The organism is Janthinobacterium sp. UMAB-56 (genome assembly GCF_900095265.1).
Taxonomy (GTDB): domain Bacteria; phylum Pseudomonadota; class Gammaproteobacteria; order Burkholderiales; family Burkholderiaceae_D; genus Janthinobacterium.
On record NZ_LT607656.1, the window covers coordinates 150,766 to 166,085 of the forward strand.

General features: G+C 63.7%; 15 protein-coding genes. 7 read left to right on the forward strand and 8 right to left on the reverse strand.

The window, feature by feature from the left end; all coding sequences use genetic code 11:
- Positions 1-18 precede the first annotated feature (18 nt).
- The gene (gene proC / locus K0F85_RS13530; RefSeq protein ID WP_219116527.1) at positions 19-849 is read left to right on the forward strand and encodes a pyrroline-5-carboxylate reductase; all 831 of its coding nucleotides are present in this window, start codon (positions 19-21) and stop codon (positions 847-849) included.
- Here the strand turns inward: proC and K0F85_RS13535 are convergent, their stop codons facing one another.
- The 8 genes from K0F85_RS13535 to K0F85_RS13570 all read right to left on the reverse strand — a co-directional run bounded on the left by K0F85_RS13535 (position 850) and on the right by K0F85_RS13570 (position 5,970).
- Positions 850-1,566 (reverse strand): anti-sigma factor domain-containing protein, encoded by a 717-nt coding sequence (locus tag K0F85_RS13535; RefSeq protein ID WP_219116528.1) that lies wholly within the window; start codon positions 1,564-1,566, stop codon positions 850-852.
- The gene (locus tag K0F85_RS13540) at positions 1,563-2,162 is read right to left on the reverse strand and encodes a sigma-70 family RNA polymerase sigma factor (RefSeq protein ID WP_374198695.1); all 600 of its coding nucleotides are present in this window, start codon (positions 2,160-2,162) and stop codon (positions 1,563-1,565) included. Before K0F85_RS13540 ends, K0F85_RS13535 begins: the two co-directional genes overlap by 4 nt.
- 49 nt (positions 2,163-2,211) lie before the next feature.
- A complete protein-coding gene (locus K0F85_RS13545) occupies positions 2,212-2,769 on the reverse strand; it encodes a DUF3455 domain-containing protein (RefSeq protein WP_219116529.1) in 558 nt (185 codons plus the stop codon).
- An 89-nt stretch (positions 2,770-2,858) separates the two neighbouring features.
- Positions 2,859-3,206 (reverse strand): hypothetical protein, encoded by a 348-nt coding sequence (locus tag K0F85_RS13550; RefSeq protein WP_219116530.1) that lies wholly within the window; start codon positions 3,204-3,206, stop codon positions 2,859-2,861.
- Positions 3,203-3,589: a phage holin family protein gene (locus K0F85_RS13555; protein ID WP_257572758.1), complete on the reverse strand. Its 387-nt coding sequence runs from the start codon at positions 3,587-3,589 to the stop codon at positions 3,203-3,205. The genes K0F85_RS13550 and K0F85_RS13555 overlap by 4 nt, the downstream gene beginning before the upstream one ends.
- A gap of 45 nt (positions 3,590-3,634) precedes the next feature.
- Positions 3,635-3,991, reverse strand: coding sequence for a DUF883 domain-containing protein (locus tag K0F85_RS13560; RefSeq protein ID WP_219116531.1), 357 nt, complete (start codon positions 3,989-3,991; stop codon positions 3,635-3,637).
- Positions 3,992-4,099: 108 nt separating this feature from the next.
- Positions 4,100-4,954: a 4-hydroxybenzoate octaprenyltransferase gene (ubiA, locus tag K0F85_RS13565; RefSeq protein WP_219116532.1), complete on the reverse strand. Its 855-nt coding sequence runs from the start codon at positions 4,952-4,954 to the stop codon at positions 4,100-4,102.
- Between the two features lie 77 nt (positions 4,955-5,031).
- Positions 5,032-5,970, reverse strand: a complete 939-nt coding sequence (locus K0F85_RS13570; RefSeq protein WP_219116533.1) for a hydrogen peroxide-inducible genes activator — start codon at positions 5,968-5,970, stop codon at positions 5,032-5,034.
- 261 nt (positions 5,971-6,231) lie between these two features.
- On the opposite strand from K0F85_RS13570, the gene rfaE2 reads away from it, so the two are divergent.
- The 6 genes from rfaE2 to K0F85_RS13600 all read left to right on the forward strand — a co-directional run bounded on the left by rfaE2 (position 6,232) and on the right by K0F85_RS13600 (position 15,305).
- Positions 6,232-6,714, forward strand: a complete 483-nt coding sequence (rfaE2, locus tag K0F85_RS13575; RefSeq protein WP_219116534.1) for a D-glycero-beta-D-manno-heptose 1-phosphate adenylyltransferase — start codon at positions 6,232-6,234, stop codon at positions 6,712-6,714.
- 128 nt (positions 6,715-6,842) lie between these two features.
- Positions 6,843-8,351, forward strand: a complete 1,509-nt coding sequence (locus K0F85_RS13580) for a hypothetical protein (protein WP_219116535.1) — start codon at positions 6,843-6,845, stop codon at positions 8,349-8,351.
- Positions 8,348-9,817, forward strand: coding sequence for a hypothetical protein (locus tag K0F85_RS13585; RefSeq protein WP_219116536.1), 1,470 nt, complete (start codon positions 8,348-8,350; stop codon positions 9,815-9,817). Before K0F85_RS13580 ends, K0F85_RS13585 begins: the two co-directional genes overlap by 4 nt.
- Positions 9,818-9,861: 44 nt before the next feature.
- The gene (locus tag K0F85_RS13590; protein WP_219116537.1) at positions 9,862-10,302 is read left to right on the forward strand and encodes a hypothetical protein; all 441 of its coding nucleotides are present in this window, start codon (positions 9,862-9,864) and stop codon (positions 10,300-10,302) included.
- A 36-nt stretch (positions 10,303-10,338) separates the two neighbouring features.
- A complete protein-coding gene (locus K0F85_RS13595; protein WP_219116538.1) occupies positions 10,339-14,040 on the forward strand; it encodes a tubulin-like doman-containing protein in 3,702 nt (1,233 codons plus the stop codon).
- A 41-nt stretch (positions 14,041-14,081) separates the two neighbouring features.
- On the forward strand, positions 14,082-15,305 hold the full coding sequence (locus tag K0F85_RS13600) for a hypothetical protein (protein WP_219116539.1): 1,224 nt from the start codon (positions 14,082-14,084) through the stop codon (positions 15,303-15,305).
- Positions 15,306-15,320 lie beyond the last annotated feature (15 nt).

The window sequence follows — 15,320 nt, forward strand, 5'->3', positions numbered from 1 at the left end:
TTGATAGAAAGCATCACCATGACGACAGAATTGAATATCGCCTTTATCGGCGGCGGCAATATGGCGGCGGCCCTGATCGCCGGCCTGGCGGGCAAGCTGACCCTGGGCGGCAATATCCACGTGATCGACCCGCACGCGCCCGCGCTGGAAAAACTGCAGGCGCAATTCGGCGTCACGACGGCGCTGCTTGCGGACGACGCGCTGCGCGGCGTGGACGTGATCGTGTTGGCCGTGAAGCCGCAAAGCATGCGCGAAGTGGCGGCGCAGCTGCTGCCCTTCCTGGGCGGGGAACGGGCGCCATTGATCCTGTCGATCGCCGCCGGCATCCGCGCGCAAGACCTGTCGCGCTGGCTAGGCGATTACCGCGCCATCGTGCGCTGCATGCCGAACACGCCGGCCCTGATCGGCATGGGTATCACGGGCATGGTGGCCAGCAGCGGCGTCAGCGACGAGCAAAAGAAAACGGCGGACGCTATCCTGCGCGCCGTCGGCCAGACGGTCTGGCTCGCTGACGAAGCCAAGATCGACCCTGTGACGGCCGTCTCCGGCAGCGGTCCCGCCTACGTGTTTTACTTTATCGAAGCGATGCAGCAGGCGGCCACCGAGCTGGGCTTGACGCCGGAACAGGGTACGCAGCTGGCGATTGCCACCTTCACGGGCGCGGCGCAGCTGGCGGCGAACTCCAGCGAAGCCGTGTCGCTGCTGCGCGAGCGCGTCACGTCGAAAGGCGGCACCACGTATGCGGCGCTCACCAGCATGGAAGAGAGTGGCGTCAAGGCGGCCATCGTCAAGGGCATCAAGGCGGCCGCGCAGCGCGGGCGCGAGATGGGCGACGAGCTTGCCAAGTAACTAAATGACTTTGACGGCGCGGCCGATGTAAAGCACGGGTCCTGTCGGCCTGCCCGTAGGCGAGCCCGTGGCCGGCTCCAGGGTGATTTCAAACAGCTGCTCCGGCTGTAGCGGCGGCAGCTTGTCCAAGGTCAACTTGAGGCTCTGGCCCGGCTTGACCAGGCCCAGCGAGACTGGCGCGCCCCAGTCCTTGCCCTTGGTCCAGAATTGCAGGGCTTTTTGCTGCGGCACATTTGTTGGCCCAAGCGGGATCAGGTTCAGGTCGCGGTTCTTGCCGCCGCGTCCACCCGCCTGCACGATCCAGCCCGGCGATTTATCCTGTGGTGCCACCAGGACGACAAGGTAGCCGGGTCCGCCAGGTGCTTGCAATTGCACACTGACGAGCACGGCCAGCGCGGCCGTGGCAGCCAAGCCGCCGCCGGCCAGCACTCTCCAGAAGGCCAGGCTGTTCCACCACGCCTGCCAGCCGCCCGCTTGCCGCACGGTTTTCGGCGTGAACAGGCTGGCGCTGATGCGCGGCCACAGTTGCGCGGAGGGCGTTTCCGGCGCTGCCAGGGTGGTCAAAGGCTGCAAACGCCGTTCCCAGGCATCGACAGCCTCGCGCAAGGCTGGCTCACGCGGCAAGCGTTGTTCCACTGCCGCGCGTTCGTCCAGTTCCAGGGTGCCCAGCACATATTCGCTGGCCAGCCTTTGCAATTGTTCGTCGTTGCTGATCATCCCATGCACTCCCGCAAGGCGGCCAGGCCCCGCTTGACCCAGGCTTTGACGCTACCCAGCGGCGCTTGCAGGCGCTGCGCGATTTCGCTATGGGAACAGCCATCGACGTAGGCGTACAGGATGCTATTGCGCTTGGCTTCGTCCAGGTGGCCGAGGCAATCGTGCAACTTGCCCATGTTCGCCTGAAGGGCGTAGGCATCAGTGGCGTCGTCGCCGTGGCGTTGCTGCAGCAGGGTTTCCACGGTATCCTCGTCGGCCGATACTTCATGGGCGCGGGCGCGCGCCACGTTCAGCGCCTGGTGCCGCACCACGACATAGATCCAGCCCTTGCCGCTGCCGCGCGTGGCATCGAAGCTGCCGGCGCGGCGCCAGATATTCAGGAAGGCGTCGTGCAGCACGTCTTCGGCCAAGGCCCGCTGGCGCACGATGCGCAGGGCCACGCCCAGCAGATAGCGGCTTTCCTGCTGGTACAGGCCATGCAAAGCCTGCTGCTCGCCCCTGGCGCAGGCGCGCAGGGCGGCATCGTAATCGTAAGGGGCGGCTAGCGTTGGCAAGGTTGGCGCAATCGTCAGGGGTAAGGGTTGGCAAGTTTTCAAGGCCGAGTATAGGCCAGAAACCGGCTTGCCAACCGTCACGCTGCCGTATTTATGCTGCTTTCCAGAAGATGTAGTCGGCCTGGTAGGGCACCCATTGCTTGACGCCAACGGTGTCCATGCCGCACGGCGCTGCCGGCGCCACGCCGCCGCTGGTGGCCACGCGCTGGATGTAGCTGACGCCCTGCATGGCGCCACTGCCCGTGGCTGGGTTGGCTTTCACCAGCTGATACGGGATATTGCCGGCACCGGCCGGCGCCACGGCCACTTGCGTGGCTGTCACTTTCGAACCGTCGAGGTTGGCCCAGGTGGCAGGCGGACCGACATAGGTGCCCACTTGCATGCCGCTGCGGTCGTTCAGGGCCGCGTCCGGGCCCACGAAGACCCATTCATGGCCCATCATGTCTTTTTTCGTCTTGCATTCGTAGGCGATCTTGCCCACGCCCACCGTCTGCATGGCCACCTGGTGGCCATCGGGCACTTTGACGGCATTCGGCAATTGTTCTTGCGAATAGCGCGCGCTCATGGGAGCGCAGGCGGCCAACAGCAGGGCGGCGCACAAGACGGTGAGCGAAGGGGCGGAATGGCGTGGGGCGGTGGTGGCAAGCATGGCGAACTCCTGGTAGTTGGCTCAACCGGTTGGTTGATACCATTACTACGCATGGGCCTGCCATTTGGATGCAGCTAGGTAAAAATATTTTAAGGCGGCGTTTCTTTCTTGCTGAAACGCTGTGCCAGTGCCAGCACGACAGGTATGGCGGTCGTCGCATGCTTGAGCAGCGCGCCGCTGGCCCGCAGCAGGGGCAGGAAGCGGCGTGGGCGTACGAGTAGCAGGCCCAGCACGGCGCCGCCCAGCATCAGCGGAACTTTAAAACGCGTGGCCAGGGTGTGGCGCAGATTGCCGCCCGTCAACGGTTCCAGCAACTGGCGCGTTTGCACGCCCAGGGCCAGGCGCTGCAGCGCGCATTCGGCCAGCAGTGCGTCGCGCCGCTGCGCCAGGCTGGCGGCATTGTGCACATGCGACAGTTTGGTGGGATGCGTGGTCATGGCCGCTCCGATTCCCGGCGCGCCAGCAGTTGCAGCTCGTCCAGGTCTTTGTTCAGTTCGGAAAGCGTGAAGGACAGCAGTTTCGGCTTGCTGCGGAAACTGGCGCGCACGCCAAGTAAGGTGCCCAGCGCGGCGACGATGAAGACGGCGGCCGTGATGGCGATGGCGGCGATGCGGTGCGTGTCCCAAAATAAGACGATGACGAGGAACACCAGCAGCACCAGGCCGACAAATAGGCACAGCAGTGCCAGCATGGCCAGCGCCAGATAGGACAGGAAGCGCAGCGACTCTTCTTCCACTTCCACGGCCGCCAGGGCCAGACGGGTCTGGACGATGGCGCCGAGGGTCGCTGCGACTTGGGCGACATGGTGCATGATAGCCATATGTTGCCTTTCGCGTCAGGAGACGGCCTGAGCCGTCGGTACCAGCTAGCGGCGTGACGAGGAGAGCAGCAGGCCGAACAGCACGCCCACGACGGCGCCCGCACCCACGGCTTTCCAGGGATTGTCCTGCACGTATTCGTCGGTGGCCTTGGCCGCCTTCTTGGTACGTTCGAGCAAGTCTTCTTCCAGCTTGATCAAGTCTTTCTTGGCCGTTTCCAGGGTGGCGATGAACTTGTCCTTGACGGCTTTGACATTCTCGCCCGTCTGATCCTTGGCGCCATCGAGCCAGCCTTCCGCTTCATTGATGACGGTTTTCAAGTCGCCGACCAGTTTATCGCGGGCCTTGTCGGCGTCGGCGAGGATGCTGTCGTTGCTGGATTTTCCGGTATGTATCGAGCTCATGTATTACCTCATGGAAGTGAAACTGCACAGTGAAATACCAGTGTAGGCAGCTGCGGCCAGGCTAGTCTTGCGCGGCCTCAATGGTTGCTGCGGCGCAAGGACCATTGATTAACGGAAAGCAAAGTCCAGCACCACTCCCGCAAACACCGCCGCTCCTAGCCAGTTATTATGCCGGAATGCCGCAAAACACGGCATACGCTCGCGTGCGCGGATCAGAAAGTAGTGGTAAACGGCGCAGCCGGCCGCCACCAGCAAGCCCGCCACATACCAGTAGCGCAAGCCCAGGTGCCAGCCGCAGGCTAGCCACAGCAGCAGGAATGCGGCGTAGCAGAACATGATGATGAGCACGTCGTAGCGGCCGAAGGTGATGGCCGACGTCTTGATGCCGATCTTTAAATCGTCGTCGCGGTCGACCATCGCGTATTCCGTGTCGTAGGCTACGGCCCAGAAGACATTGCCCAGCAGCAGCAGCCAGGCGACGACAGGCACGGCATCGGTGATGGCGGCAAAGCCCATGGGAATGCCGAAGCCGAAGGCGATGCCCAGGTATGCTTGCGGGATGGCAAAGAAGCGCTTGAAATAGGGATAGGTGCCGGCGATGATGACGGCGGCCACCGACAGTTGCTTGGTCAGCGCATTCAAGGGCAGGATCAGGCAAAAGGCCAGCAGCGTCAGCACGCCGGCCACGGCCAGTGCTTCCTTGCCGCTGATGCGTCCGCTGGTGATGGGGCGGTCGACCGTGCGTTTGACGAATTTGTCGATATCCTGGTCCGCGTAGTCGTTGATGGCGCAGCCGGCAGAGCGCATCAGGAAAGTGCCAAGCGTAAAAATAAGCAGCAGCCGCCAGTCCGGTACGCCCTGCTGTGCCAGCCATAGCGCACACAGGGTAGGCCACAGCAGCAATACGGTACCGATAGGCTTGTCCAGCCGTATCAGGCGGAAATACAGCGCCAGCTTGTTCATGGAAGACTCGATCTTGTTGAAGAGAAAGGTCGATTATCGCAAATAGTATGGTGATGTACTATTTTGACGCCTGGCCGCTAGGCTGCGTCTTCGCACAAGGGGGTGATGCCGGGCAGGTCGCAGCTGGCGATGGCCGCGCACAGGGCATCGATGGCGGCCTTGCGCGTAAAACTCTTGCGCCAAAGCATCACCACTCTACGCGATGGCACGGGTTCGGCAAATGGCCGGTATTCGAGCATGCCCTCGGTGGCATGCATATTGGCGACCGAGGCGCGCGGCAAGACCGTCAGGCCGATGCCGCTGGCCACCATGTGGCGGATGGTTTCCAGTGAAGAACCCTCAAACGTGCGCTGCATGCCGTTGCCGGGCGAGGAAAAACGCGCCATTTCGGGGCACACTTCCAGTACCTGGTCGCGGAAGCAGTGGCCATTGCCCAGCAGCAGCATGGTTTCCGATTTCAGGTCCTGTGCGGCGATTTTTTCGCGCACCGTCCACGGATGCTGGCGCGGCATGGCGACGACGAACGGTTCGTCATACAGTTCCTGCATGGCCATGCCGTGTTCGGGCAGGGGCAGGGCCATGATGGCCACGTCGAGTTCGCCCTGGCGCAGCAATTCGAGCAGGCGAACCGTGAAGTTTTCCTGCAAGATCAAAGGCATCTGCGGTACCTGGTCTATCATGGCTTTGACCAGGGGCGGCAGCAGGTAGGGGCCGATCGTGTAGATCACGCCCAGGCGCAGGGGGCCGGCCAGCGGGTCCTTGTTTTGCTTGGCGAGTTCCTTGATGGCGGCCGTCTGTTCCAGCACGCGCTCGGCTTGCGCAATGATTTGTGCGCCCAGGGGCGTGACGGAGATTTCCGCGCCGCCCCGTTCGAACAGGACCACGCCCAATTCGTCTTCGAGTTTCTTGATGGCCACTGACAGGGTGGGCTGGGCAACGAAGCAAGCTTCGGCGGCATGCCCGAAGTGCTTCGCTCGCGCGACTGCAACGATATATTTCAGTTCAGTCAGTGTCATAGTTTGATTGAAACACAGGAAGTGCGTACTTGCAATGAATGAAAGGTGGCGTAAACGTAAAACTGTGGCGCCAATGGCGTATTGTAGCGGATCGCCCCCTATAATGCGGGACCGGGCAGAGAAGGGAGAAGGCGATGAATTGCACTGTCGCCGCCCGTCAGCCGCCTGGACCTGATCAATGCCTGGCGCCACGCTGGCGGCGGCATCCAAGACGATAGTCACGCCGGACCGTGCGCGTATTTAACCCAACAAGAGATATCCATGCCTGATTTTGAAAACAAACTGTGCGGCCGCGAAGAACTGCGCGCGCGCGCGCAAGCCTTGCCGAAACCTGTGGTGGTGACGAACGGCGTGTTCGACATTTTGCACCGCGGCCACGTGACATATCTGGCGCAGGCGCGCGCGCTGGGCGCTTCGCTGATCGTTGCCGTGAATACTGATGCTTCAGTGAAACGCCTGGGCAAGGGCGACGACCGTCCCCTGAACAACTGTGAGGACCGCATGGCCGTGCTGGCCGCGCTGGAAGCGGTGAGCCTGGTGGTGCCGTTCTCGGAAGACAGTGCCCTGGAAGTGGTGCAGGATATCGCGCCGGAAATCTATGCCAAGGGCGGCGACTACGACATGGCGGCCATCCCCGAAGGGCGCGCCGTGCTGGCATATGGCGGCCAGGCCGTGGCCATCGATTTCGAGCATGACCGCTCGACCACCAAGCTGCTGACGAAAGTGCGGACGCAGCAAGGCTGAGGAAGCTCGTCAATGTTTCCATACAGATAAAAAGACGTTACTATGAGAACTGCCAGGGCTGCGACTTCGTTTCGTCAGCCCCAGCACGTGTTACACCGTCTGAATGCATTGCTAGTCATAGAAAATAAATGGACCATAAAACTTCTGGGGATTGGCCACTGCCTTCCGGCGCCTGGCACGTGGATGACGAGGGCGCGTGGACCATGCAGCGCAGCGCGGACGGCCAGAACGTCTCGCCCTTGCTGAGCCATGCCGACATTGGCAAGCTGATGCTTGCGCGGCGCCTGCCCGCAGCCGCCGGTGCGCCCGTGCGCCAGTTTCCGCCCGAATTCTCGTTCGACCCCGCCTCGGGCGTGGCCTTGCAAGTACCGCCCGACACGGCCGCCACGCCGTCCAGGGTGCTGCCTTGGGTTCCGCCTTTCGGCGCGCATCCCGTCAGCGACGTGCCGCCGGCCGGCCCGGCCGGCTTGCGCCAGGCCAGCGCGCCCCTGAAACTGGCCGACCAGCGCGTGCGCGAAGAGCATGCGCAGGCCGATGCCTCGCTGCCCATGCCGCCGCCGGGCGAATACGAATTCTTTTCCGCCCAGTTCGGCACCAGCGCTGCCGCGCTGCTGGCGCTCGACCCACGCAAGGCCGTCTTGCACGCCTGGCTGCCCGCCTCGAAACGCTGGCTGGCGCTGGACCCCGACCATGGCAGCCTGCTGGCCGAATCGGACCTGGCCCACGGCGCCTGGCGCGCCGAGCTGGTGCCGGAATTCAACAGCGTGCTGGTCTTGCCGACCAGTCATGGCCTGGCGTGCATCCGTCCCGACCTGCCTTCGCTGAGCTACGTGGTCGAGCATGTGGGCGGCGCGCCGTGCGCGGCCGCGCCCGTCTGGTTTCAGAACCGCCTGTGGGCGCCGCTGCGCGACGACGATGGCCGCATCCGTTTCGTCAACCTTGATGCGGCGCAAAATCCGGGCAGCGACGTGCTGCTCGACGGCGTGGTCGAGCTGGGCGCCGTGAGCGCGCCCGTGGCCTATAACCGCATGGCCGTGTGGCCTTGCGCCTATGGCCAGTTGCGCCTGCAATTGCAGCCGGACGGCAACGTGGCCGCCTCGTTTACGCCATGGCCCGAAGGACTGGTGCCGCATTTCGAATTCGGCAGCCCCTACGTGTCGCGCGATGGCGGCTTGTGGCAGCTGTGCTTTGAGCGTAGCCGGGGCACTTATGTCTACGTGAAACTGGGCGCACAGTCCGAACGGGCCGATGCGCTGGCGCCGCGTCTGTGTTCGGGCAGCTTCAATTACCGCTTCGCCACGAAGTTGAAAACGGCGCCGTGGGAGGAGCCGGAACACGGCGACGATGGCGGCAAGAACCAGGCCGTCATGCCCTTGCTGGAGTCTGGCGCCGATTCGGCCACCAGCGGCAGCGTGTTTGGCGTCAAGTTTGCCACCAGCGCCGGCCTGTCGAGCGTGCTGCGCTCGAACGAGCGCCTGGCGGCGCAACTGGTGCAGGATGATGCATTGCGCGAAACCGTGTTTCATACCTTTGCCGTCAGCGAGCCATGGCGCGTGCGCCTGTTTGTCCATGAAGGCACGCTGTGGGCTTACCACCCGCTGCTGTCGCGCATCGATGGCTGGGCCTTGCAGGCATGAAAGCGCGCGTCCTGATCGCGGCCTGCGCCGCTTTTCTCGCCACGGCCGCAGTGCAGGCTGCCGGCATCCAGCAAGCCTTTCTCGTGCAAAACTCGGGCTGGATGGAGCCGTTCTATACGGATGAACATTCGCAACTGAAGGCCCTGGTGGGTGCCGTGGCGCAGGCCGCCACAAGCCCGTCCGACAAGGTCTACACCCTGGCTTTCAGCCAGAGCAGCGGCAGCAATCGGTCGCCATCGCTGCTGGGACAGGGGCAGGGCGGCGCTGGCGTGGCGGGCCAGTTGGCCAGCCTGGGCCTGGCGCGCAAGGGTGCCGGTGGCGCGCTGGCCGACACGGACTTCCAGGAAGCCGTCACCAAGACCATCACGGGACCGTTCCAGTCCGCTTCCGGCATCGTGTGGATCTTTACCAATAATAAGAACAGCCCGAACAACGACAGTCAGACGGCCGAGCGCAACCGCGACTTTTACCGCCTGCTGCACCTGGAGCCGTCGATCACCAAGACGGTGGTGTTTCCGCTGCGCATGCCCGTGCAGGGCAAGCTGTACAGCGCCAAGGGTTTGATGGTGTATGCGCTCGCCTATGGCCAGCCTGCTTCTGACGCATTGAACCGCATCCTGTCCGAAGGACGGCTGTCGCAAGTGCTGACGCGCCCGCCCGCGCGCTTGAAGCCGGTGGACCAGGATGCCGTGCGCATCGTGCCCCAGTCCGTCAAGAACAGTCCCAACGTGCACGCCAGCCTGGGCCGCGACGGGCGCACCATCGTGCTCGACGTCGATGCGGCGAAACTGGTGCCGCAAGTGCTGCTGCAGGCGTCCCTGCAAAACATGTTTTTCCCGTATGTGATCGACAGCGCCAAAGTACATGCCAGCCTGGCCGGCCAGAACGCGCCCCTGCACGTCGCGCCGGATCAGATCCGCCAGTTGCAGCCTGGCGCCAGCCAGTCCGTGCAAGTTCAGTTCGCGCTGCCGATGGCGCAGATTGCCTCGCCATGGTCGGCGCAGGCCATCGCCGCCATGGGCAAGCAGGTGCTGCTGCCGATGCAGGCGCAAGTTGGCCTGTCGGAACAGCGCCTGGCGCTGGCGGCCAGTTTTGGCAAGGATTTGCAGGACCTGTTCCCTGGCGACCCGATTTCCAGCATGTTTGCGCCGCCCGACAGCGTGCGCGCCTCGCAGGCGACGATACCGCTGCTGGTGCGCATCCAGTATCCGCTGTTGCCCGTGCTGGTGATGCTGGGCGGCGTGCTGGCGCTGGTGCTGGGTTTGCTGGCGCTGGGCCTGCTTGGCACGCGCGCCACGCGCTACAAGGTGATGGCCGACGGCGTGCAGCGGCAAGTGTTATTGCATCCATTCAAAAGCGTGCAGATCCGTGATGATGACGGCCGCGACATCGGCGAACTCAAACGTGGACTGGGCAAGCCGGCCATCGTGCGCGTGGCCGAAGGCCATACCCTGACCCTGGCCTGAACCAGCATTCCTTAAAAAATCCTTCCATTCAACAGAGGCATACCATGGCGCAAGACACTCCCAAAGACAACACTGGTTTTATTTTGCCGGCTCCGGCGTCCGCGCCACCGGCGGCAGATGCCCCTGCTGCCAGCGCTGCCACCAGCACCGCAACGACCGAAGCTGCGCCCGCGTTTGATACTGCCGGCACGACCGATACCTCGTCGCGCGACACCCTGGTCGGCGGCATGGTGCTGTTGCTGCTGTTTATCGCCTTTTTCTTTGCCAAGAATGCTTATGCGAATGGCCTGGTGGCCAAGCGCGTGCCGCCGAACAAGGCCAATGCTTCGGGCTGGTGGCTGTTCATCTTCCTGGCCAGCCTGGCCACGGGCGTCGTGCTGGCCGCCGTGAACGCGCATAAATTCCTCGCGCCACTGTTCATGGGACCGCTGGTGCTGGTGGGCCTGGTAGCGTTACTGTTGACATTTACTTCCAGCCGCCGCTAAGAACACGCCGTTGCACGCATCATCGAAGGAATCACCATGGCAGAGAACCTGAACCAAACCATCACCGGCGGCGCCAGCGAGCGCAAGCAGGACAAGATCATCGAACTGCGCCCGACCCTGTTCATCGGCATCGGCGGCACGGGCATGCAGGTACTGATGCGCGTGCGCCGGCGCATCCTCAATACCCTGTGGGGTGGCGCGGGCAACCGCACGCGCATCGAGGGGCTGAGCGACTTTCCCATCGCGCAATTCATCCATTTCGACCTGGACAATGGCGCCGTGATCGAAAGCGGCGAGTCACAGGCGAAGGACTTGCAGTTCGACCAGGTGAAGTTCACGGACGATGACAAAGTGGTCGAATCGTTCGACATGGACAAGTACAGCCGTGATGAAGATTCTCTGGAGAAATATCCGCACATCAAGGAATGGCTGCCGCTGACGCCGCAGCGCATCCGCGAGCTGCGGTTCGACATGAGCAGCGGCGCCGGCCAGATCCGCGCCGTCTCGCGCCTGTATTTCTTCGATAAATATGCCAAGATCCGCGACAAGATCCGTTTGAAGCTGAAGGCCCTGAAGGCGGGCCTGTCGCACGAGCGCCAGCTGGCCGAACTGGGTTTGCGCATGGAAACGAACCGTTTCCGCATCGTCATCGTCGGCTCCGTGGCGGGCGGTACGGGTTCCGGTTCCTTCCTGGACATGGGCTTGCTGGCGCGCTGGCTGGCGCGCAGCGAAGTGGGGGCGGCCGATGTCGAGCTGATGTTGTTCTTGCCGACCGGCTACACCAAGGCCAATAAGGACCGGGTCGAGGCCAACGGCTATGCGGCGCTGATGGAACTGGAATCGGCGATGATGGGCAACAAGGGTTACGTGGGCCGCTGGGATGCGTATGACCGCCCGGAACTGACGCGCGAGCCGTACAGCGAGGTTTACCTGATCGATTCCGGTAATCTGGCCCAGCAGCACACCAAGGATGTCAGCGACGTGTACCACATGGTAGCCGACTCGCTGTTCGAGGATTTCGCCTCGGCCGACTTCGCGCGCGCCAAGCGCTCGATCGCCGTCAACCAGGCGCAGCACAAGAATTCGCTGTACAACGCACCCGTGCCGCAAGACCGCTTCGGCGACATGCGCCTGTATTTCTCGAAGCGCTTTTCCTCGTTCGGCATGGCCGTGCTCGATACGCGCCAGGAAGCGGCGCGCGATGAACGGGCCCACCGCTGGGCCGGTGCCATGCTGCAAGCCTTCTTTGGCGTAGGCGGCACGGATGCGGGCGCCAACCGCGCCACGGATACGCAGCGCGATAATTTCCTCGCCGCCAATATGTTCCTGAAGGGCACGCCGTTCAGCGACTTCCCCGAGTTTTCCGACAAGAGCATCGAACTGAAGCGTTCCAGCGGTGACTTCATCGATTTCCGCGTCGTCGACGAATTGCTGGAAGACCGCCACGGCCATTTGCTGGCCGGCGTGGAAAACCGCGTCAATACGCGCATCAACGATATTCGCACGGGCTTTGAGCGCAGCGAATGGCCAGCGCAGGTGCGCGACGCCATGAAACATTTGGAACGCGACGCCGTGCGCGATCAGGATTCCACGGCCGACACGACGGAAGACCGCATCAGCAAGCGCCGGCGCGAAGTGCTCGACGATGTCAAGAAAGTCGTGCGCGACCAGCTGTATGGCTATCTCGATAATAAAGAATTCGGCGGCCTGGAATACGTGCTGTCGCTGGTGGAACAGATCAAGGACCGCATCGAAGCGCCGGGCAGCGGCTTGACGGCGCAGATCGGCGCGAATGCCGAGCGCTACCGCGAAATCAAGGAAGCCGTGCGTTCGCGTGAATACGAGCGCCTGTTGAACAACCTGGAGCAGACGCGCAGCACCTTCGGTTTCCTCAGCAATGGCGAAAAGCAGGCCGGCGTGGTGATGGATCATTTGCGCACGGAAATGGCGAATGCCCTGAAATTCCATTTGCGCGCCAAGGCGGCGGACGAGTCCGTCATCCTGCTGGGCGAACTGTCGCGCTGGCTGGGCAACCGCGTGGGCGTCGATGCGCAAGGCCGGGCGCAGTGGAATGGCCTGGTCGGCGAGTTGCAAACGGGCCGCGAAGGCGTGCTGGCCATGCTGACGGAATTGAAAACGGCCAATACCATCCTGCAAAAGGACCTGGACAAGGAACACGCGACCCTGATCGTTATTCCCGTCACGGAAAAAGACATTGCGCTGCCATCGGCGGCCACCTTGCGCCAGTGGGCCGATGAAGCGTTCAAGGACATGGGCGGCTCGAAAGCGCTGTTCCCCATGCTGGGCGAACCGGCACAACGCGGCTTGATCCTGGCCAAGGTCACGCGCATGGCGGAGAACATGATCGCCACGGCCGGGCTAGTGGAAGGGGCGACGAGCACGCCCGACCCCCTGTTCGAAGCGCTGGAGCAGATGGATGTGTCCGAACGCCTGGACCGCTTCCGCAAGCTGCTGGCCTGCTCCATGCCATGGATCGACGCCAATATGGCGGGCGACTTCACGGTCGTGTCGGACCAGTTCAAGTGCGTGATCGGCGTGGCCAACGCGGCCGCCTTCAAGGCGAAGTTCGGCGCCGAGCTCGAATCGTGCGTGCCGACCCAGGTGGGCATCACGGTGAGCCAGCTGGAAATCGTCGAGACGGGCATCCGCGGGCGCGCCGTCTGCTATTGCGAACTGGCCGGCGTGCCGATGACGGTGCTGCGCGGCCTGGAAGGCTGGCGCACCAGCTACCGCAAGGAAGGCGACAATGACAAGGCGCCGACCCATACGCATATCGATCCGACGCAATTCACGCACCCGATCGCGCCCAATACGGACGAGATGAAGCGCCTGGCGGAAGACTTTGGCGAGTTCCTGCAAGCCATCATGCTGGGCGTGCTGACGCGCCATACGGGCCGCGTCGTGCCGCCGGGCCAGTACCAGTTTGCCGTCGAGCCGGGCGACTTGCGCCGTATCGGCAACGAACGGGCCATCCGCCAGAACGGCATGCCTGCCTCTTACGAGAAAAATATTGCCCTGCGCATCGAAGAAAAATTGACGGCGCTTGATGCCGTGCAGACGGCGGCCATGGCGGCGCTGGCAAAATACTACGAACGGGGCGTGTATGCGCCCAGACTGGTGGCGCAGGCCGATGGCTCGCAGCTGCCGTATATCGGCTTTGGCAGCGCCATTTCCGCCGAGGTTGGCGCGCGCTTGCGCGAGTCGGCGCGCCGCAAGGGCATGGACAGCGATGAACTCGACCGCACCGTGCAAGCCTTGCTGGGGCGATTGAAGGAGTGGGCGAATGTCATCGGCGACTCCGACAGCGATGCCTATGACTGGGAAGTGCGCGAGCCGGAAGCGGATGGCCAGCCCCGTCTGAAATACGCGATCAAGGGGGAAATGCTGGAAGCGGGGCGCCTGGAGCAATTGCTGCGCCCGGCCGGAACGGCGGCTGCCCCCATGGCGGCCGCGTTCGGCATGGCGCCGCCACCGCTGGGTGGCATGCCGCCGCCCCTGGTGGAATATCAGTATTTCCTGGGCATCAACGGCCAGCAGCAGGGACCGTTCACGGCCCAGCAGATCGTGCAGTACGTGCAGGCGGGGCAGGTCGCACCAAGCACCACCAAGGTGTGGCGCGCCGGCTTGCCGGCCTGGGCCGACCTGGCCCAGTTCCCCGAACTGGCGCCTTTGTTCCTCAGTGCGCCGCCACCGTTGATGCCGCCGCCCCTGGGTTGAGTGCTGGAATGCTGGAATGACGTTGGAATGAAGGATTAGTTTTGGATATCTGCAACAAATGCAAGACGGGCCTGTGGACCGTTGTCAGCCATTGTCCGTACTGCGGTAACGCTGTGGCTGGCGTCGCCCGGCCAGCTGCGGCCGTGCCGCCGCCGCTGCCGCCAGTACCCGTGCCGCCGCCAGTAGCGCGCAAGCCGCCGCCGGTACCGGTGGCGCCTGCGCCTGCGCCGAAACCGCCGCCGGTGCAGGTGTCTGCGGCGGCTGCCGTGCCGCCGCCGGCGCCACCGAAGCCGGCCCAGCCGAAATCGACGCCGAAGTCCGTGCCGCCTGTTGCACCTGCGTCAAGCGAAGCGCCGCGACCCCCGCGCAAGTGGCTGCGCTGGCTGGGCGGCATCGCCGTGCTGGCGGCCGTCATCGTCTACATGAATGGCAAGCCGGGCGGCAAGAATGAGTCGGCTTGCAATGACGCCATCGATAGCGGCCTCAAATTGGTGGCGAATGGCAGCCTGGACGGCGCCCGGCAAAAGCTGGCGACGGCGAAAAATGTGTGCACGGGCAAGTCCAGCGCCAAGGCGGACGATTTGCAGGCGGCGATCGGCAAGGCGGGCGCCACGTCCAGCGCTTGCCAGCGCGGCGTGCGCGCCATCGAGCGCAGTATTGAGGGACATCAATTGCAAGGCGCGGCAAAGGGCATCGCTGCGCTCGACGTCGATTGTGCGGGCGCTGCCAGCGTGGATTCCTTGCGCAAGCAGCTGGCGCGCCAGCAGGCGGCAGCCGCGTCCGTGCTGGTGGGGGTGCGCCAGGCGCTCGATGGCAAGGATGCGGCGGCGGCAAGGAATGGTATCGCCCGGCTGGAAGCGATCGATCGCGAAGCGGTGGAATTGCCGCAATTGAAGGCTGACGTGCAAGCGCTGTCCGCCGCCCCGGCACCTGCGCCCGTTGTTGCGCCGGTAGAAACGGCACCGGTGCGCGTTGTGCCAACGGAACCTGCGCCCGCGCGCGCGGTCGAACGTTCAGCGGCGACCGAACGCCGTCCGCAAGAAGCGTCGCCCGTCGATAGCGGCGCGGCCATGCGCAACGAGATGGCGCTATCGTTCTTGCGCGATGCCGAGCGGTCGTTGCTGGAAGGTAAATTCGATGCGGCCAAGACGTATCTGGAAAGCGCGCGCCGTGTCGATCCCGGCAATGCGCGCATCGACAATCTGTCGCGCCGCATCCGCGAGCGCGAACGGCAAGTGCTGCAGACGGAAACAACGATCAATTAGACATATGGGGAGTCA